At 62.0% G+C, this 19,440-nt stretch carries 16 protein-coding genes and 1 pseudogene; 12 read left to right on the top strand and 5 right to left on the bottom strand.

The window, feature by feature from the left end; genetic code table 11:
- Positions 1–171 precede the first annotated feature (171 nt).
- The 9 genes from LRS56_23995 to LRS56_23955 all read left to right on the top strand — a co-directional run bounded on the left by LRS56_23995 (position 172) and on the right by LRS56_23955 (position 9,581).
- Positions 172–789, top strand: coding sequence for an NUDIX domain-containing protein (locus LRS56_23995; protein ID WDU61820.1), 618 nt, complete (start codon positions 172–174; stop codon positions 787–789).
- Positions 780–1,229, top strand: coding sequence for a DUF1249 domain-containing protein (locus LRS56_23990; protein ID WDU61819.1), 450 nt, complete (start codon positions 780–782; stop codon positions 1,227–1,229). The genes LRS56_23995 and LRS56_23990 overlap by 10 nt, the downstream gene beginning before the upstream one ends.
- Positions 1,230–1,327: 98 nt before the next feature.
- Positions 1,328–2,143: a 3',5'-cyclic-AMP phosphodiesterase gene (gene cpdA / locus LRS56_23985; protein WDU61818.1), complete on the top strand. Its 816-nt coding sequence runs from the start codon at positions 1,328–1,330 to the stop codon at positions 2,141–2,143.
- A 207-nt stretch (positions 2,144–2,350) separates the two neighbouring features.
- Positions 2,351–2,959, top strand: coding sequence for an esterase (locus LRS56_23980; protein ID WDU61817.1), 609 nt, complete (start codon positions 2,351–2,353; stop codon positions 2,957–2,959).
- Between the two features lie 44 nt (positions 2,960–3,003).
- Positions 3,004–4,908 carry a DNA topoisomerase IV subunit B gene (gene parE / locus LRS56_23975; protein WDU61816.1) on the top strand — a complete coding sequence of 635 codons (1,905 nt, stop codon included), beginning with the start codon at positions 3,004–3,006 and terminating at the stop codon, positions 4,906–4,908.
- Positions 4,908–5,903 carry an esterase-like activity of phytase family protein gene (locus tag LRS56_23970; protein WDU61815.1) on the top strand — a complete coding sequence of 332 codons (996 nt, stop codon included), beginning with the start codon at positions 4,908–4,910 and terminating at the stop codon, positions 5,901–5,903. Before parE ends, LRS56_23970 begins: the two co-directional genes overlap by 1 nt.
- Positions 5,900–6,421 carry a TIGR02281 family clan AA aspartic protease gene (locus LRS56_23965; protein ID WDU61814.1) on the top strand — a complete coding sequence of 174 codons (522 nt, stop codon included), beginning with the start codon at positions 5,900–5,902 and terminating at the stop codon, positions 6,419–6,421. The genes LRS56_23970 and LRS56_23965 overlap by 4 nt, the downstream gene beginning before the upstream one ends.
- 10 nt (positions 6,422–6,431) lie before the next feature.
- Positions 6,432–8,696 (top strand): DNA topoisomerase IV subunit A, encoded by a 2,265-nt coding sequence (gene parC / locus LRS56_23960; GenBank protein WDU61813.1) that lies wholly within the window; start codon positions 6,432–6,434, stop codon positions 8,694–8,696.
- A 177-nt stretch (positions 8,697–8,873) separates the two neighbouring features.
- The gene (locus LRS56_23955) at positions 8,874–9,581 is read left to right on the top strand and encodes an ABC-type transport auxiliary lipoprotein family protein (protein WDU61812.1); all 708 of its coding nucleotides are present in this window, start codon (positions 8,874–8,876) and stop codon (positions 9,579–9,581) included.
- A gap of 235 nt (positions 9,582–9,816) precedes the next feature.
- Here LRS56_23955 and LRS56_23950 read toward each other — a convergent pair whose 3' ends face one another.
- Positions 9,817–11,349, bottom strand: coding sequence for an AhpA/YtjB family protein (locus LRS56_23950; protein WDU61811.1), 1,533 nt, complete (start codon positions 11,347–11,349; stop codon positions 9,817–9,819).
- A 133-nt stretch (positions 11,350–11,482) separates the two neighbouring features.
- Between LRS56_23950 and serB the strand changes: the two genes are divergently transcribed.
- Positions 11,483–12,697 carry a phosphoserine phosphatase SerB gene (serB, locus tag LRS56_23945; GenBank protein ID WDU61810.1) on the top strand — a complete coding sequence of 405 codons (1,215 nt, stop codon included), beginning with the start codon at positions 11,483–11,485 and terminating at the stop codon, positions 12,695–12,697.
- A 120-nt stretch (positions 12,698–12,817) separates the two neighbouring features.
- Here the strand turns inward: serB and asd are convergent, their stop codons facing one another.
- The 3 genes from asd to LRS56_23930 are packed head-to-tail and all read right to left on the bottom strand — an operon-like array spanning position 12,818 to position 16,103.
- Positions 12,818–13,678 (bottom strand): archaetidylserine decarboxylase, encoded by an 861-nt coding sequence (asd, locus tag LRS56_23940; protein WDU61809.1) that lies wholly within the window; start codon positions 13,676–13,678, stop codon positions 12,818–12,820.
- Between the two features lie 16 nt (positions 13,679–13,694).
- Positions 13,695–14,510: a rhodanese-like domain-containing protein gene (locus LRS56_23935; protein ID WDU61808.1), complete on the bottom strand. Its 816-nt coding sequence runs from the start codon at positions 14,508–14,510 to the stop codon at positions 13,695–13,697.
- Between the two features lie 57 nt (positions 14,511–14,567).
- Entirely contained in the window at positions 14,568–16,103 is a 1,536-nt protein-coding gene (locus LRS56_23930; GenBank protein ID WDU61807.1) for an HDOD domain-containing protein, read from the bottom strand.
- Positions 16,104–16,269: 166 nt separating this feature from the next.
- Here LRS56_23930 and motA point away from each other — a divergent pair, with 166 nt between their 5' ends.
- Both motA and motB read left to right on the top strand, forming a co-directional pair.
- On the top strand, positions 16,270–17,121 hold the full coding sequence (gene motA, locus LRS56_23925) for a flagellar motor stator protein MotA (protein ID WDU61806.1): 852 nt from the start codon (positions 16,270–16,272) through the stop codon (positions 17,119–17,121).
- A 3-nt stretch (positions 17,122–17,124) separates the two neighbouring features.
- A pseudogene (gene motB, locus LRS56_23920) lies at positions 17,125–18,143 on the top strand (flagellar motor protein MotB).
- 213 nt (positions 18,144–18,356) lie between these two features.
- On the opposite strand, the gene rsgA reads toward motB, so the two are convergent.
- Entirely contained in the window at positions 18,357–19,388 is a 1,032-nt protein-coding gene (gene rsgA / locus LRS56_23915; protein ID WDU61805.1) for a small ribosomal subunit biogenesis GTPase RsgA, read from the bottom strand.
- Between the last annotated feature and the right edge of the window lie 52 nt (positions 19,389–19,440).

The raw sequence follows: 19,440 nt of genomic DNA, 5'->3' as shown, positions 1-19,440 counted from the left end.
AGAGCGAAATTTGTGGAGCTTCGACTACCGGCAAGGCAGTCAGTTCGCCACTAAGCTGATTAGAGTGAGTTTGACGCCCGCCGTCTATCCCGGCAACCGGAAAGGGGCTGCGCCAAGGTGCACGGGCGCGTTAGGATGGCGCCAATTGCTCAGGCTTAACGAGGATGGGATATGACGGACTTAGCAAAATCGACGCCGAGCAAAATTGAAATTGTTCAGCGCGACAATGCCTATAAAGGTTTCTACAAGCTTGATCGCGTGCAGCTGCGCCACGAGAAATTCGACGGCGGCATGAGCCGGGTGATCAACCGTGAAGTCTTTGTGCGTCACGACGCCGTGTGCGTATTGCCCTACGACCCGCAACGCGATGAAGTGGTGTTGATCGAGCAATTTCGCGTCGGCGCCATGGGCCGTACCGACAACCCGTGGCTGATCGAGATGGTCGCCGGCCTGATCGACAAGGATGAAGAGCCGGAGGAGGTTGCACACCGCGAAGCCGAGGAGGAAGCTGGGCTGACATTCTCCGCGCTGTGGCCGATCACCAAATATTTCCCGTCGCCCGGCGGCAGCACCGAATATGTGCACTTGTACCTGGGCCGTTGCGACAGCTCGGGCGCGGGTGGCGTCCATGGACTGGAAGAAGAGGCAGAAGATATCCGCGTCAGCACCTGGGCCTTTGAAGATGCCCTGCAAGCGGTGCGTGACGGCAAAATTTCCAACGCAGCCAGCATTATCGCCCTGCAATGGCTTGCGCTTAATCGCGCGGAAGTGAGGGGGTTATGGCAGTAAAGGCACGGGAACGATACCGAGTCGACCTGATCGGGCTGCAGGCTGCCTGTGAGGCCAACTATGCGCGGCTGATGCGGTTGCTGCCCGACATGCGTCACGCGCCTGAGGCGCGGCGCATCGGCGTGACCCATGGCGACCAGATGCTTGGCGTACTGGCGCTTGAAGTCATCGTCAACTGCCCGTACACCACCACCTTGCGGGTGCGCCAGGAACACAGCCTGCCGTGGCTGCCGGTGCCGCAACTGGAAGTGCAGGTGTACCACGATGCACGGATGGCCGAAGTGATCAGCGCTGAACATGCGCGACGCTTTCGCAGCATCTATCCTTACCCCAATGTGTTCATGCACCAGCCCGATGAGAAAGCACAGCTCAATGTGTTCCTCGGTGAGTGGTTGAGCCACTGCCTGGCCCTGGGCCATGAGTTTGAAGTCGTGCGGTAGATGTGAACTGCGTCCGCTTCCCGGGTTTCCTCTTTGTGTCCTGCCCCAGCATAATCACGTTAACCGTCCATTTCCTGTGATTGCCTTGGGAGAGCGCCTTGCCGAGCGTATCCACCTTGAACCCTGATGCGCCGGCGTTGCTGGTGCAACTGTCCGACAGCCACCTGTTTGCCGAGGCCGACGGTGCGCTGCTGGGCATGAATACCCGCGAAAGCCTGCAACGGGTGATCGAATTGGTGCGCGAGCAGCAGCCACGGATCGACTTGCTGCTGGCCACCGGAGACCTGTCCCAGGACGGCACGCTGGAGTCCTATCAGCTGTTTCGCGAGATGACCCGCCAGCTCGACGCCCCGGCGCGCTGGATTCCCGGCAACCACGACGAACCGCAGATCATGGCGCACGCCGCCGTGCACAGCGACTTGCTGGAGCCGGTGGTCGACGTGGGCAACTGGCGCATCACCCTGCTGGACTCGGCTGTACCCGGTTCGGTGCCCGGCTACCTGCAGGACCAGCAGCTGCAATTGCTCGCCCAGGCGTTGAGCGAAGCGCCGAACCGGCATCACCTGGTGTGTTTTCACCATCACCCGGTGTCCATCGGCTGTGCGTGGATGGAGCCCATCGGCCTGCGCAACCCCGAGGCATTGTTTGCCGTGCTTGACCGCTTCCCGCAGGTCAAGGCGGTGCTGTGGGGCCATGTGCACCAGGAAATCGACCGCCCGCGCAACGGTGTGCGCCTGTTGGCGTCGCCGTCGACCTGCATCCAGTTCGCGCCGGGCAGCGAAGACTTCAAGGTCAGCGAGCAAGCACCGGGCTATCGCTGGCTGCGCCTGCATGCCGACGGGCGGTTGGAGACCGGGGTAGAGCGGGTCAAAGACTTTGCCTTTACCGTGGATTACGGCAGCAGCGGCTACTGACACCTGCAAACACCGATCAAAATGTGGGAGCGGGCTTGCTCGCGAATGTGGTGTATCAGTCACCCGATGTATTGACTGGCACTGCGCATTCGCGAGCAAGCCCGCTCCCACATGGGTTCTGCAACGGCCGGATGATCGGGGGTTCTCACACGCCGCCCCGATCCCTGTAAACTGCGCCTCTTTTGGCGCAAGCATGGAGAGCCCGGCATGTCCGCTTCGATCCTGTATATCCACGGTTTCAACAGCGCGCCCGCGTCCAACAAGGCCAGCCAACTGATTACCGTGATGGGCCATCTCGGCCTGGCCGACCAGTTGCGTGTGCCGGCCCTGCATCACCACCCGCGTCAGGCGATTCCTCAATTGGAGGAGGCCATTTCCCAGCTGGGGCGGCCACTGCTAGTCGGAAGCTCACTCGGCGGCTACTATGCAACCCATCTTGCCGAACGCCATGGCCTCAAGGCGCTGCTGGTCAACCCGGCGGTCAGCCCCCATCGGATGTTTGACGGTTACCTGGGCACCCAGAAGAACCTCTACACCGATGAAACCTGGGAACTGACCCACGACCACGTCACGGCGCTGGCTGAGCTGGAAGTACCGGCCCCGCAGGACGCGGCGCGGTATCAGGTGTGGTTGCAGACCGGCGATGAAACACTGGATTATCGCCTCGCCCAACAGTATTACCGGGCCTGTGCCTTGCGCATCCAGGCCGGTGGCGACCATGGTTACCAGGGGTTCGCCCAGCAATTGCCGGCGTTGTTGAGCTTTGCCGGCATTGGCGCAGATCAGTATCCATCCTTCGACTTTGCAGCACTGTAAAGTCGCGGGTCACTCTTTAATCGAACGACTCACGACGAGACCCCATGGCCACTCCCAGCGCTAGCTCTTATAACGCCGACGCCATCGAAGTCCTCTCGGGCCTCGACCCGGTGCGCAAACGCCCCGGCATGTACACCGACACCAGTCGGCCGAACCACCTTGCCCAGGAAGTCATCGACAACAGCGTCGACGAAGCCTTGGCCGGGCATGCCAAGTCGGTACAAGTCATCCTCCATGCCGACCACTCGCTGGAAGTGTCCGACGATGGTCGCGGCATGCCGGTGGACATTCACCCGGAAGAGGGCGTGTCGGGCGTCGAGTTGATCCTCACCAAGCTGCACGCCGGCGGCAAGTTCTCCAACAAGAACTACCAGTTTTCCGGTGGCTTGCACGGTGTGGGTATTTCCGTGGTCAACGCCCTGTCGACCCTGGTGCGGGTCAAGGTCAAGCGCGACGGCAACGAGTACCAGATGACCTTCGCCGATGGCTACAAAGCCACCGACCTGGAAGTGATCGGCACCGTCGGCAAGCGCAACACCGGCACCAGCGTGTACTTCGCGCCGGACCCGAAATACTTCGATTCGCCAAAATTCTCCATCAGCCGTCTCAAGCACGTGCTCAAAGCCAAGGCCGTGTTGTGCCCGGGCCTGCTGGTCAGCTTTGAAGATAAAGGCACCGGCGAAAAGGTCGAGTGGCACTACGAAGACGGCCTGCGCTCCTACCTGGAAGACTCCGTCAGCGACTTCGAACGCCTGCCCAACGAGCCGTTCTGCGGCAGCCTGGCCGGTAACAAGGAAGCCGTCGACTGGGCGCTGCTGTGGTTGCCCGAAGGCGGCGACAGCGTGCAGGAAAGCTACGTCAACCTGATCCCCACCGCCCAGGGCGGTACTCACGTCAACGGTTTGCGCCAGGGTTTGCTGGATGCCATGCGCGAATTCTGCGAATACCGCAGCCTGTTGCCACGCGGCGTGAAGCTGGCGCCGGAAGACGTGTGGGAGCGCATCGCGTTCGTGCTGTCGATGAAGATGCAGGAGCCGCAGTTCTCCGGCCAAACCAAAGAGCGCCTGTCGTCCCGTGAGGCGGCGGCGTTTGTCTCCGGTGTGGTCAAGGACGCCTTCAGCCTGTGGCTCAACGAGCACCCGGAACTGGGCCTGGCCCTGGCGGAACTGGCGATCAACAACGCCGGCCGTCGCCTCAAGGCCAGCAAGAAGGTCGAGCGCAAGCGCATCACCCAGGGCCCGGCGTTGCCCGGCAAGCTGGCCGATTGCGCCGGGCAGGACCCGATGCGTTCCGAGCTGTTCCTGGTGGAAGGTGACTCTGCCGGCGGTTCCGCCAAACAAGCGCGGGACAAGGAATTCCAGGCGATCCTGCCGTTGCGCGGCAAGATCCTCAACACCTGGGAAGTCGACGGCAGCGAAGTGCTGGCCAGCCAGGAAGTGCACAACATCGCCGTGGCCATCGGGGTCGACCCGGGCGCGGCGGACATGAGCCAGCTGCGCTACGGCAAGATCTGCATCCTCGCCGACGCCGACTCCGACGGTTTGCACATCGCCACCTTGCTGTGCGCGCTGTTCGTGCAGCACTTCCGCCCGTTGGTGGATGCCGGTCACGTCTACGTCGCCATGCCGCCGCTGTACCGTATCGACCTGGGCAAGGAGATTTTCTACGCCCTGGACGAAGCCGAGCGCGATGGCATCCTCGACCGCCTGGTGGCCGAGAAGAAACGTGGCAAGCCGCAGGTCACGCGATTCAAAGGCTTGGGTGAAATGAACCCGCCCCAGCTGCGCGAAACCACCATGGACCCGAACACTCGGCGCCTGGTGCAGTTGACCCTGGAAGACTTCGCCGCCACCTCGGAAATGATGGACATGCTGCTGGCGAAGAAACGTGCGCCGGATCGCAAGTCGTGGCTGGAATCCAAAGGCAACCTCGCCGAGGTCCTGGGCTGATGCGCACAGGCGTCGCCCTGGCGATCCTGATGTTGAGCGGGTTGGCGACCACCACAGTGGTCGCCGCGCCTGCGGCTGAGCTTAAACTTGTGTCCGAACACCCGGTGGACGGCATGCGCGGCGGTAATCTGTCGGGGCTGGCGTTATGCGGCAAGGACTTGTGGGCGGTTTCCGACCGCGATGACGAGCAGATCTATCGCCTGGATATCAGCGCGCCAACCTGGCAGGCCGAAACGGTGAAGATCGACGTGCCGCCGGTGCCCGAGTCCGGGTTGCCCTGGGGGTTGCGCTCGCGCACCAAGGCCGCATCGTTCATTCGCGGCGGTGACCTGGATTTTGAAGGCATCACCTGTGATGCCGCCGGTAACCGCTACATTGTCAGCGAGGCCCATGCGGCGGTGCTGCAGGTGCCGGTGTCCGGCTCGCCTGAATGGTTGAAAATCGCCCCAGGCATGGTGCGTGAAGCCCGTGCCAGTGGCCTGTTGCTGCACTTCAATGCGTTGTTTGAAGGCTTGGCGATAAATCCCGAAGGTAATCAGATTTGGCTGGCGGCAGAGCGTGAGCGGCGTGGCTTAATTTCGATCAAGCGCGGGCAGAGTGTGTGGGATTGTGACGGACCTTGCGTGTTGCTCAGCGAGGCTGGCACCGAAATGCAGCCGGCGCTGGTGCCCAAGGCCAAGGCGGTCGCCAGGAATTTTTCCGATGTGGCGCTGTTTGAGGGCAAGTTGTTTACCCTTGAAAGCAGTCAGTACCAGCTGTGCCGGCGTAACGCCGCGACCGCCGCTATCGAGCAGTGCTGGTCGTTTGCCGCCGAGATGCTCGCACCGCAACGCCGCTATGATCAGCCCTATGGGCTGGCCGAGGCGTTGGTGGTCGATACGCAAGGCGCCTGGATCGGCCTGGACAACAATTTCGGCCCCCGCGCCGATGGTGAAAAACGCCCTGTGGTCTATCGTTTTGCCGCCCCTGCCGGTGGCTGGGGCTCCCAGCCATGAGTGCACAACCGCCCGGCAAGCGCGCCGGACGTGTACTGATGTTCGTGGCATGGGGTGCCGGGCTGTTTTTGGCGACGCGGTTTTTTGGGCAGTGGGAAGCGCGTCAGCAAAACCCCAATGCCGTGGTGACCTCGGAGCAGCATGAGGGTTACATCGAAGTAAAATTGCTGGGCAACGGCCAGGGGCATTTTGTTGCCAGCGGCCAGATCAACGGTCAACCGGTGGAGTTTATGCTCGACACCGGGGCGACCGATGTGGCGGTCCCGGCCGAGCTGGCCGACCGTCTCGGGCTCAAACGTGGCCTGCCGGTGACCTTGAGCACCGCCAATGGGCGTAGCCAGGGCTACCGGACTCACCTGGACCGCCTGAAACTGGGCGATATCGTGCTGCAGGACGTCCGTGCGCTGGTGGCGCCGGGCCTGGGTGGCGAGCAGGTGCTGTTGGGCATGAGTGCATTGAAACAACTTGAATTTACCCAGCGCAGCGGCACCTTGCTGCTGCGCCAGACCAAACAATGATGAGGCCCGCATGAGTGACATCCTCGCAGACAGCTTAGATGGCGTAGAACGCCGGTCGCTGGCTGACTTCACCGAAAATGCCTACCTCAACTACTCCATGTACGTGATCATGGACCGTGCCTTGCCGCATATCGGCGACGGCCTGAAGCCTGTGCAACGGCGCATCATCTACGCCATGAGTGAGTTGGGCCTGGACGCAGATTCCAAGCACAAGAAATCGGCGCGTACCGTCGGTGACGTGCTCGGTAAGTTCCACCCCCACGGCGACTCGGCCTGCTATGAAGCCATGGTGCTCATGGCTCAGCCGTTCAGCTACCGCTACACCCTGGTAGACGGCCAGGGCAACTGGGGTGCACCGGATGATCCCAAGTCTTTTGCCGCCATGCGGTATACCGAGGCACGCCTGTCGCGGTATTCGGAAGTATTGCTGAGCGAATTGGGCCAGGGCACCGCAAATTGGGGCCCGAACTTCGACGGCACTCTCGACGAGCCCCTGGTATTGCCGGCACGTTTGCCGAATATCCTGCTCAATGGCACCACCGGCATCGCCGTCGGCATGGCCACCGACGTGCCACCGCATAACTTGCGCGAAGTCGCCACGGCGTGCGTACGTTTGCTGGATGAGCCCAAAGCCACGGTCGAGCAGCTTTGCGAGCATATCCAGGGCCCGGATTACCCGACCGAAGCGGAAATCATCACGCCGCGTGCCGACCTGCTGAAGATGTACGAGACCGGCAAGGGTTCGGTGCGCATGCGCGCCGTGTACCACATTGAAGACGGCGACATTATTGTCACCGCGCTGCCGCACCAGGTTTCCGGCGCCAAGGTGCTGGAGCAAATTGCCGCGCTGATGCAGGCAAAACCGTCGAAATTGCCGCAAGTTGCTGACCTGCGTGATGAGTCAGACCACGAAAACCCGTGCCGTATCGTGATCATCCCGACCAACAGCCGGGTCGACCACGAAGTGCTGATGCAGCATCTGTTTGCCAGCACGGACTTGGAGTCCAGCTACCGGGTCAACGTCAACATCATCGGCCTGGACGGCAAGCCGCAGCTGAAAAACCTGCGCAACTTGCTGGTGGAATGGCTGGAGTTCCGCGTACAGACCGTGCGCCGCCGCCTGCAATTTCGCCTCGACAAGGTCGAGCGCCGCCTGCACCTGTTGGACGGTTTGCTGATTGCCTACCTCAACCTGGACGAAGTGATTCACATCATTCGGACCGCCGAGCACCCGAAAGCCGAGCTGATCGCGCGTTTCGAGCTGAGCGAGATCCAGGCCGACTACATCCTCGACACCCGTTTGCGTCAGTTGGCGCGACTGGAAGAGATGAAGCTGCGCGACGAGCAGGATGCGCTGCTCAAGGAGCAAGCCAAGCTGCAAGCCCTGCTGGGCAGCGAAGCCAAGCTCAAGAAGCTGGTGCGCAGCGAGCTGATCAAAGACGCCGAAACCTACGGCGACGACCGTCGTTCGCCGATCGTTGAGCGCGCTGAAGCCAAGGCTCTGACAGAAACCGAGCTGCTGCCTAACGAGAAGATTACCGTCGTTCTGTCGGAAAAGGGTTGGGTTCGCTCCGCCAAAGGGCATGATATTGACGCCACCGGTTTGTCGTACAAGGCTGGTGATGGCTTCAAGACCGCTGCCGCCGGGCGCTCCAATCAATTTGCGGTGTTTATCGATTCCACCGGGCGCAGTTACTCGGTGCCAGCCCATACCTTGCCATCAGCGCGGGGGCAGGGCGAGCCGTTGACCGGGCGCCTGACGCCGCCACCGGGGGCGAACTTTGAATGCGTGCTGCTGCCGGACGACGATTCGCTGTACGTGATCGCCTCCGACGCGGGTTACGGTTTCGTGGTCAAGGGTGAAGACCTGCAGGCCAAGAACAAGGCGGGCAAGGCGCTGTTGAGCCTGCCGAACAATGCCAAGGTGATCCTGCCGCGTCCGGTGGACGACCGCGAGAGCAATTGGCTGGCGTCGGTGACCACCGAAGGGCGCTTGCTGGTGTTCAAGATCAGTGATTTGCCGCAGTTGGGCAAAGGCAAAGGCAACAAGATTATCGGGATTCCCGGCGAGCGGGTGGCCAGTCGCGAAGAGTACGTGACCGACATCGCCGTCATCCCGGAAGGTTCTACCCTGGTGCTTCAGGCCGGCAAGCGCACCCTGTCATTGCGCCCGGACGACCTGGAGCACTACAAGGGCGAGCGTGGTCGTCGTGGTAACAAACTGCCTCGGGGCTTCCAGCGTGTGGATGCTTTGTTGGTGGAAACGCCCGTTTAAGGCGGATTAGAGCCCTCGATCTACGATTTAACGCGTAGATCGACGCTTTGGCGCTGGAGTCATGGCGCATATTCACGGATGATATGGCCTTTCCAGCGCCGGCGTGGCCGAGCGTGTTTAGGTTGTTTTTAAGTATTACATTGTGGTTCGCCTTGTGGCAGCCACCTGGATGGGATGATGACTGCTCCACGCCTTCCTTTTATTTTCATGCTCGCTGGCCTTTTGGGCCTGGCGGGTTGCAGCACACATCAGCCGGTGTCGCTGTACCAGCTGGACAGCGGAAGTCCGGCTCAGCCAGCCCAAACGGCTGGCATGGCCGTTTTGCTGGGCCCGGTAGTCGTGGCTGACTACCTGCAACGCGAAACCCTGCTGCAACGTCAGAACGACGGCAGCCTGCAAGGTTCCATCGATGGCCGTTGGGCGGGCAGTTTGTCGTCCGACATCAATCAGCTGATGTTGCGCCAGGTGGCTGGCCATCTGGACAGCCAGCGTGTGGTGCTCGCACCCGCACCCACCGGCTTCACCCCGGATGTGCAGGTTTTGCTGACCATTACTCGGCTCGACTCCGGTACCTCGCAGCCGGCGATCCTCGACGCGCAATGGCGTTTGATCGACCGCCGTGGTCAGGTGCGTGATAACCGCATCGTGCACCTGCAGGAAGAACACACCGGCACCACCGCGTCCCAGGTTCAGGCCCAGGGCGTGCTGTTGCAGCACCTGGCGCAGCAGTTGTCGGTGGCCCTCAAGCCGCTGGCCAACCAGCCCCCGATTGCCGAGGCGCCGCGCAAGCAAGCCCCGGTACAGGCTAAGCCGGCAGCGCCGCAGAAGCCAAAAATGCCGATGGCGGTGCCGATTCGTACGGACATGGAAGTGTTCAGGTTCTGATCACAATCGCGCACAAACAAAAGGCCCGCTGAGTAAGCGGGCCTTTTTGTTTGTGCAGGATCTGACTTATGAAGAGAGTGCCTGTTGTGGCGAGCGGGCTTGCCCGCGTTGGGTTGCGAAGCAGCCCCAGAAATCCTGGGAGCGCTTCGCACTCCAACGCGGGCAAGCCCGCTCGCCACAAAAGGCCCTCAGTGCAATAGCCTGTTCGCCACACAAGGCCGCCACACGACTCGCGTCAGGGTTTGGCGCGGGTCTCATGCATGCGTGCCAGCTGGCGTTCCAGCATCGATGGATACGGCTCCATCAGCCGTTCTACGCAACTCGCCCCTTCTGGGCTGGCAATCGGGCGAATGCGTGCGCGCTGGCGGATCAGCGTGTCTTCACTGATCTTGCGTTCCACCAACAGCAGGTTGCGGCTGTGCTGGGACAAGGCCAGGGCGTCCTGGGCTATTTCCGTCAGCAGCAGGTCGATCTGGCTCATGCCGAACAGGTCGTCGCCCACCGTTAAACCAAGCTGCAATTGCAAGGTAATGCCGCTGTCGGCCACTTCAATCTGCAACTCATGGCCCAGGGCGCGTAGCAGTTCACCGCAGCAGATTGCGTTGGTCAGGTAGTCTTCGCCGCTGTCTTCACTGTGGAACAGCATCAGCGTGCTGCCATCGTTCAGGGTGTGCAGCTCGCTCTGGTACAGCGAGGCGGCCTGGTCGAGGCAATCGCGGTAACGTTCCAGCAATTCGGTGAGGCGGGCGCGGGGCAGGCGACGCAACTGGTCCTGGGCACCCAATTGCACAGCCAGCACGGCGCTGTGCTGGGGCTCGGCATTGCGTGCGGGTACAGGCTTGGGCGCGACGGCCGGGCTGTTGGCCGAGGTGTCGCGCAGGTCGGCGAATGGGTCTTCGCCGTCCAGCTCGTCTTCTTCGGCCTTGAATGCCTGGCGGGTGGCAGGTTTCAAGCCCGCCACCGGGGCGCTTTCGTCAAAGCCCGGGTCGCGCAGGTCTCGCACTTCAAACTCAGGTTCGTCGTCGTACTCGGTCTCGTCGAACTCAGGCTCGGGCTCAACCTCGCGCACCATCGGTTCCGGTGCGAAGCTGGCGTGGAGCTGGCGCGCAAGGTCGCCGATCTCATCCTGGCGGTCGGTGGCCGGGGTGTGTTCGTCGATATCGCGCAGCCAGATGCGCAGCTGCATCAGTGGCGTGGAGATATGCCGACCCAGGCGCAGGCTCAAGGCCAGGGCCAATGCCAGCAGGATGGCGCTGAGAATGCCCATGCTCTGCAGGCTGATGGTCATCGGCTGCTGGAACTGCTGCATGTCGAGGCTGATACGCAGTTGGCCGGCCTTCACATCCTGAAACGTAATATTGCTCTGGTACAAACCTTCGGCTTCGCCCAGCAGGCCGTTTTTCGGGCGCTGCCCGGCTTCGGCCATGATCCGGTTGTCCACGCTGTAGATGGCGGCGTGGGCCACCAGCGGGTTCTTGGTCAGGTTGTTGAGCAGCACGTTGAGGCTGAGAATGTCGTTGGACACCAGCAGCTCGGTCGCCGACGTAGCGGTCTGGGTGGTCAGGCTCTCGCCCAGGGCGTCGGCCTGCTCGTGCATGGCCTGCTTGAACTGCAAACCCATCACGCAGGCATAGATCACCAGGGCCAGAGCGACCAGGATCACGTTATGGCTGGCGATGCGTAATGCGATCGGTACACGGCGGTGGCGCAGTGCCCGGAAGATCAGCAGAAAGAAGTTATCGGTTTTTACTGGCGTGGGCCGGTTCACTTGCGCTCGGCTCTTGGTCCGTGAAGTTGACGCGCAGTATAGCGACAGCCCTAGAACCGGCAAAGCGCTGGCTGTGCCCGATGGTCACTGAAAGTGGGTAGAATGCGGTTTTTTTCCAGCCTGGGGGTGCGCCTTGCGCGAAATTGTCCTGATAAACATCACAGGTGTTGACCGACCGGGTCTCACCGCCGCCATTACCGGTGTTCTGGCCCAGGGTGGTGTGAACATTCTCGACATCGGCCAGGCGGTGATCCACGACACCCTGTCGTTCGGCATCCTCGTCGAGATTCCGAGCACCGAGCAGGCGTCGTCCGTGCTCAAGGACATCCTGTTTACGGCGTATAAGCTGGACCAACAGGTGCGTTTCACCCCGGTCTCCGAGGCGGATTACCAGCACTGGGTGGAAGGTCAGGGCAAAAAACGCCATATCGTGACCCTGCTGACCCGCAAGGTAACCGCCGAACAGTTGCAGCGCGTCAGCTCTATTACGGCGCAGTACGGCTTGAATATCGACCATATCGACCGTCTGTCGGGCCGCATGCCCTTGGACACCCCGGCGGACAAAGGCAAGGGCTGCATCGAGTTCTCGGTGCGCGGTGAGCCGGCCGACCCGCAAGCCCTGCGCGCCGAATTCCTGAGCGTAGCCCAGGAGCTGAATGTGGATATTGCCTTCCAGGAAGATTCGCTGTTCCGTCGCAATCGGCGTTTGGCGGTGTTCGACATGGATTCCACGCTGATCGAAGCCGAAGTCATCGACGAGTTGGCCAAGGCTGCCGGTGTGGGCGCGCAAGTGTCTGAAATTACCGAGCGCGCCATGGCCGGTGAGCTGGATTTCCGTGCCAGCTTCAAGGAGCGCCTGGCACTGCTCAAGGGCCTGGATGTGAGCGTGCTGGACTCGATCGGCGCGTCGCTGCGCCTGACCGAAGGCGCCGAAACCCTGTTCGCTGAACTCAAGCGCCTGGGCTACAAGACCGCGATCCTGTCCGGTGGTTTCACCTACTTCGCCAAGCAATTACAGGCCAAGCTGGGTATCGACTACGTGTTCGCCAACGAGTTGGAAGTGGTGGATGGCAAGGTGACTGGCGTGGCGGTTGAGCCAATTGTCGATGCACAGCGCAAGGCGGACTTGCTGAAGGAGCTGGCCCACAAGGAAGGTTTGCGACTGGAGCAGACCATTGCGGTCGGCGACGGCGCCAATGACTTGCCGATGCTGGCGATTGCCGGGCTGGGCGTAGCGTTCCGTGCCAAGCCGTTGGTGAAGCAGTCGGCCAAGCAGGCGATTTCGACGTTGGGGCTGGACGGTGTGTTGTATCTGCTGGGCTTTCGCGACCGGGACGGGCAGCTCTGAGCGACACAAAACCAATGTGGGAGCAGGCTTGCCTGCGATAGCGGTGTTGGATTCACCGTCGTCATCGCAGGCAAGCCAGCTCCCACATTGAAGGGGTGCCAGCTTCAAAACTGCTGGGGGTCAGGCTTTTGGCAGTGCAATACCCTGGCCCATCTGCACCGGCGTACCCGCCACCAGCTCTTGCGCCCACTTAATCTGATCCGGCCCGAACAGCACGATGGCGGTCGAGCCCAGCTTGAAGCGGCCCAGCTCCGCACCTTTTTCCAGATGGATCGGCGCGCGTGCGGCCTCGTCGTAGCGGAAGGTTTTCAGCTCGCGCTTGGGCGGCGTCACCAGCCCGGCCCACACGGTTTCAATCGACGCCACGATCATCGCACCCACCAACACTACAGCCATCGGGCCGCGTTCAGTGTCGAACAGGCACACAACGCGCTCGTTGCGCGCAAACAGCTCAGGCACGTTTTCGGCGGTGGTCTGGTTCACCGAGAAAATCCGGCCCGGTACGTAGACCATCTCACGCAGGGTGCCGGCCAGCGGCATATGCACGCGGTGGTAATCCTTCGGCGACAGGTAAATGGTGGCGAAATCACCGCCCATAAACGGCGCAGCAACGGCGGCATCGCCACCCAGCAGTTCCAGCACACTGAAGCTGTGGCCTTTGGCCTGGAACACCCGGCCATGCTCGATCGGGCCAAGCTGGCTGACCGCACCGTCGGCTGGGCTGAGTACCGCGCCCGGGGTTTGATCCAGTGGGCGGGCGCCGTCTTTCAAGGCGCGGGTGAAGAAGGCGTTGAAGTGCTCGTAGGCGGTCACGTCTTCTACCAGCGCCTGGGACATGTCCACCTGATAACGCTTGGCGAACCACGTGGTGAAGGCATTTTTGAACCAGCGCACGCGGCACTCGGCAATGCAGCCGGCCAACCGCGACAGCAGGTGGTGCGGCAGCAGGTACTGGCTGAGGATAAACAACTGCTTTTTCATTAACTGTCCTTAAACCTTAAATCTCAACGGGGGTGTCGGGGTGGTTGCCCCATTCGCCCCACGAACCGGCATAACCTTTGACTCGCGGATAACCGAGCGCCTTGGCCACCAGGTAGGTGAAGCCAGAGCGGTGGTGAGTCTGGCAGTGGGTGATGATTTCTTTATCGCGGGTCAGCCCGAGGTCTTCGAGGATCTGCGGCATGTCACGGCGGATGCGCAGGTTGCGCGCCTTGTCCATGCCGGCGGTCCATTCGAAATTCACCGCGCCGGGGATGTGCCCGCCCTTGGCCGCCAGCACTTTTTCGCCGGAATATTCCAGCGGGCCGCGTGCGTCCCAGATGCCCAGGTCGGCCGCACCGAGGCGGCTTTGCAGGTATTCGCGGGTCGCGGTGGGGCCGTCATGCAAGGTCAGGCTGACCGGGCCGCCGACGGGGGCGGGCACGTCGGTGGAGACCGGGTGTTTTTCTTCCAGCCACGCCAGCAGGCCGCCGTCGAGGTAGTGGTATTTCTGGTGGCCGATCACGTCGAGCATCCAGATAAACCGCCCGGCCCAGCCACCGCCTTCGTCGTCATAGACCACGTAGGTGGCATCCGGGGTATGGCCCAGTTCGCCGAAGAGCTTTTCCAGATCCGCCTTTTGCGGCAGCAGGCCGGGTGCTGGCGGCTGGCCCAGTTGCGTGCGTTTGGGGTCAACGAAATGCGCGCCGGGGATGTGCCCTTCGGCGTAGCGGGCGGCACTGGTGAGGTCCACCAGAATCAGCTGTTCGGCATCGAGGCGACCAAGCAGGTCGCTGGATTCGATCACCAGCGGCAAGCCAGAGAAGTCAGGCATGTGAGGTCTCCTGGGCACAAATGTTGGCGATAAAGGAGGGCGATTGTAGCGCAAGCATCAGGCGCTGCGGTTGGTAAAGCTGTGCAGGGCTTTTTCGATGCATTGGGCGGTTTTGCCGAAGGCTTGCACGGTGGTTTCCGAGAACGGCCCGCCGCCCTGGTCGGCGACCATCAGCATCACCACCTTGCCGTTGCAGCTCAAGGAGCGCAGCAGCAGGTGCTCACCGGTAAACAGGCGACGCAGGATTGGCGGCAGCAACGCCGAGAACTGGGCATGGTTTTCCGGGTTGAGGCGCACCTGGGCGGATTTTTCCAGCAGGCGCTGCAGCAGGGTGCTGTTGACCACATCCAGGCTCAGGTTGGCGGCATCCTTCGGCAGGCCGTCCACCTGATGCACACGCAAGGTGCTCTGGGCGCGATCGGTCATCAGCAGCATGACCCGCTGCATGCCGCTGGCCACCAGGGCCTCGCGTGCGCAAGTGGTCAGGTGCATGGCGTTGGCAAAGCGGCTCGGCTCCACCAGCAATTCGGTGCAGCGCTTGCGCCACACGGCCAGGGACTCGGCGGTAGGCGGCGGTGCCGGCAGCAGGCCACGATGAATCTTTTGCACATGCCACGGCCAGATCAGCGACAGCGCCGGGTGCCAGAGGTCGGGCATCAGGGTGCTGCGGGCACTGGTCACGGCTTGCTGGTGTACCTGTTGCTGCACGTCGCTCAGCGGCTGTTGCAGGTACAGCGCGGTCAGGTATTGCCAGCGTTCGGTGTGCGGGCAGGTCCAGGATTCCTGGGCCGACATCGCCAGGCCGTTGGCCAGCAACACGGTATTGGCCGGCTGGTTCAGCCAGCGGCGCAGGTTGGGTTCGGCGTCGAGCAATTGCTGATGGCGCAGCGGGTCATCTTCGCGGGCGATATGCAGCGCTCGGACCAGCAAGCGTTGCTCGTTGCGCAGCAAGGTATAGCCCTGGGATACCCAGATCGGCAGGTGCCAGGTTTCGGTCAGCCCCAGGCACAGATCCAGCAGGCGCACGCCGAACAATTCCTGCTCGACAGCGCGTGCCGGTTGGCCTTTGTGGATAACCCGCAACTCCCATTCTTCCAGGAGCTTGGGGTAGGCCACCGCCATCGGCCACAGCGGCGACAGAAACAGCAGGCTGCCCCAGTGGATGTCTTGCCACAGCCGCGCCAGGCGGCTGCCGAACAAGCCGTTGGCTTGCTGCGAAGCGTGCTGGCTGACCAGCAGCAGTTGGCGCAAGGCCACGGGAATCTCTTGATCGGGCACCGAGGGCAGGCGCGCCAGCAGTTCTTCGGCGCGCTTGAGGCCCAGGCGGTTGAGTGCCACTTCGAGGTTTTCCGCCGGCGCCGTCATGCTGCCATGGGTGTGGCTGTTGGCCTCGCGCATCACGCTGAGCACCAGGGCCGGGCTGTTTTGCATCAGCTCGGCAATATCTCGCAACGAGCTGCGGCTGTCGCGGATGGCCTTGCACACTCGGTCGTGGCTGGCCTGGGGAACGGGCAGCAGCACATCGTCCAGGCGCTTGATCCAAGCGGCGAGCGAGTTGGGTTTTGCAGTTGGGACTGTCGTTTCATTAGCCATGATTGGGGCGCGATCATCACTTGCGGTCTACACGCCCGGAGTGGGCCGAACTGGCTTTTCGCCTTAACGGCCTATAGTCTGGCGCAGTTTTGCCGATAAGTAGAACAAGAGTTTTCTGCTACACCCAATATGTCCATGAACCCGACGGCGCAAGTACTCATCTCCTATGGCTAAAATTATCGGCATCATCGTCGTCTTCGCAAGCGTGCTCGGCGGGTACGTCCTGTCCCACGGTAAAATTGCTGCGCTGATTCAGCCTTTCGAGGTGATGATTATCGGTGGTGCGGCACTGGGTGCTTTCCTGCAGGCGAACCCCGGCTACATGACCATGCACGTGATCAAGAAGTCGCTGGGCATGTTCGGCTCGCGCTTCACGCACACCTTCTATCTGGAGGTGTTGGGCCTGGTTTACGAGATCCTCAACAAGAGCCGCCGCGAAGGCATGATGGCCATCGAGGCCGACATCGAAGACGCTGCGGCCAGCCCGATTTTCGCCAAGTACCCGGCCGTGCTCAAAGACGAGCGCATGACCGCCTACATCTGCGATTACCTGCGCATCATGTCCTCGGGCAACATGGCCCCGCATGAGCTGGAAGGCTTGTTCGACATGGAATTGTTCAGCCTCAAAGAAGAGCTGGAGCATCCCTCCCACGCGGTGACCGGCATCGCCGACGGCATGCCCGGTTTCGGTATCGTCGCGGCGGTACTCGGTATCGTGGTAACCATGGCCTCGCTGGGCGAGGGTGACCAGGCCGCCATCGGCATGCACGTGGGTGCGGCGCTGGTGGGTACGTTCTTCGGTATTCTCGCGGCCTATGGCTTCTTCGGCCCGTTGGCGACTTCCCTGGCTCACGATGCCAAGGAAGAAATCAATCTGTACGAGTCGATCAAGGCCAGCCTGGTGGCGTCAGCTTCCGGCATGCCGCCATCGCTGGCGGTGGAGTTCGGTCGTAAAGTGCTTTACCCCAAGCACCGCCCAAGCTTCGCCGAGCTGGAACAAGCGGTTCGCGGTCGCTAAGCCATGGAAAACAACCAGCCGATAATCATCAAGCGCGTCAAGCGCTTCGCTGCGGGGCACCATGGCGGCGCCTGGAAAATCGCCTTCGCCGACTTTGCGACGGCGATGATGGCGTTCTTCCTGGTGCTGTGGCTGATGTCCACCGCTACGCCCGAGCAGAAGATTGCCATCGCCGGCTACTTCAAAGACCCGATTGGTTTCTCGGAAAGCGGCACGCCTTTCGTGATCGACCTGGGTGGCTCGCCGCAACTGGCGCCGGAGCGCACCATCAACCCGGAAGTGAAGACCGAAGCGCCGCAGGAAAAATCCCGATCGAGCGCGATACCGTCGAAGCCATGGCTGAGCAGGTCGAGCAGGAACGCCTGGAGTTGTTGCTGCAAGAGTTGCAGACCAAGGTTGAGGAAAACCCGCAGCTGCTGAAATTCAAGGACCAGATTTCGTTCGAGATCACGCCTGACGGCTTGCGCATCCAGATTACGGACGCCGCCAACCGGCCGATGTTCGACTCCGGCAGTGCGCGGCTCAAGCCTTACTTTGAAGACATCCTGCTGGCCATGGCCGACACCATCAAGGCGGTGCCGAACAAGATCAGCATCAGCGGCCACACCGACGCCAAGCCCTATGCGGGCCAGGGCGACTTCGGCAACTGGGAGCTTTCGGCCAACCGCGCCAACGCTGCACGCCGTGCATTGGTGGCCGGCAGCTATCCGGACCCGCAAGTGGCACGCGTGGTGGGTTTTGCGTCGTCGCAGCTGTTTGATCACAAAGACCCGTTCAACCCGATCAACCGCCGCATCGATATCGTCGTGCTGACCAAAAAGGCCCAGCGTGCGATCGAAGGTGATCAGCCGCCATCCGCAGTGCCAACCCCAGGTGCAGGCGCGCCAGGTGAAGTGCCTACCGACCCGAACGCGATCCCGGCAGGGCAGGAGCCGTTGCCGGCGCACGAGCTGCGCCAGAAGCTGAACCTGTTTGATGACGGCGGCGTGAAAGACCCTACGGCGCCCAAGACGGGTACCTAGGCGGCCGTTGTGGCGAGCAGGCTTGTTGTGGCGAGCGGGCTTGCCCGCGTTGGGCTGCGAAGCAGCCCCAGATAAAACAGAACACGGTGTATCAGATACTCTGCGTCGCCTGGTTTTCAGGGCCGCTTCGCGGCCCAACGCGGGCAAGCCCGCTCGCCACGAAAAGCCCGCTCTGCACAACAAGCCCGCTCGCCACGCTGTCAGCAGTGCGAGTTAGTAACTGCTTTCGGGCAAGCTCGCAATAATCGACCGATAGCTGTTCATTCGCTGCTGCTGCACGCGGCCGTCTTCCAGGGCCTTGAGCAATGCACAGCCCGGCTCGCGGTCGTGTTTGCAGTCGCGAAAACGGCAGGTGCCGATCAGGTCGTTGAACTCGATGAAGCCCGCTTCCACATCGCTGCGGCTCACGTGGCCGAGGCCGAACTCGCGGATGCCGGGGGAGTCGATCAGCTCACCGCCGCCGGGGAAGTGGAACAACCGTGCGGTGGTGGTGGTGTGGGTGCCCTGGCCTGACAGCTCCGACAGCGGCCCCACGCGGGTGTCGACTTCCGGCAGCAGGCTGTTGACCAGCGACGACTTGCCCACGCCCGACTGGCCGACAAACACGCTGATCCGCCCATCCAGCTGCTGTTGCAGCTGTTCCATGCCATTGCCGTGATGCGCCGAAACCTCCAGCACCGGGTAGCCCAATGTGCGGTACACCGCCAGCAGCGCGTTGAGCGCCGGGGCGTTCTGCTCGTCGATCAGGTCGAATTTGTTCAGCAGCAACAGCGGGCGGATACCGGCATGCTCGGCCGCGACCAGGTAGCGGTCGATCAGGTTGGCATGGGGCTCGGGCAGTGGCGCGAACACGATCACGATCATGTCGACGTTGGCCGCCACCGGCTTGAGTTGGCCACGGCTGTCGGGGCGACGCAGTTCGGTGGTACGCGGCAATTGGGCGACGATCACGCCGATACCCTGGTTGCCCGCACGCCACACCACTTGGTCGCCGGTCACCAGCGCAGGCAGGTTGGCGCGCAAGTGGCAACGGAACACAGAGCCTGCGAGTTCGCCTTCGAGCGCCTCGACTTCGACCTGCACACCAAAGTGCGCGATCACCAGGCCCGTTTGTTCGGGGCCCAGGTCGCCGCCCTCGAGTGCTTCTACGGCGGAGGATTCACGTTTGGCGGCGCGAGCGGCGCGCTCACCTTGAATCTTTTCGATGCGCCAGTTTTGGCGACGATTGAGCTGGCGTTTGGCCATTGGTGTTCCGTGTCGATAATGCAAAGGTTGGGTAAAACGGTCGCGAGTCTAG

It is taken from the genome of Pseudomonas poae (assembly GCA_028869255.1).
Classification (GTDB): Bacteria; Pseudomonadota; Gammaproteobacteria; order Pseudomonadales; family Pseudomonadaceae; genus Aquipseudomonas; species Aquipseudomonas poae_C.
The sequence above is the reverse complement of the archived record's forward strand: the minus strand, read 5'-3'. Positions and strand labels throughout refer to the sequence as shown.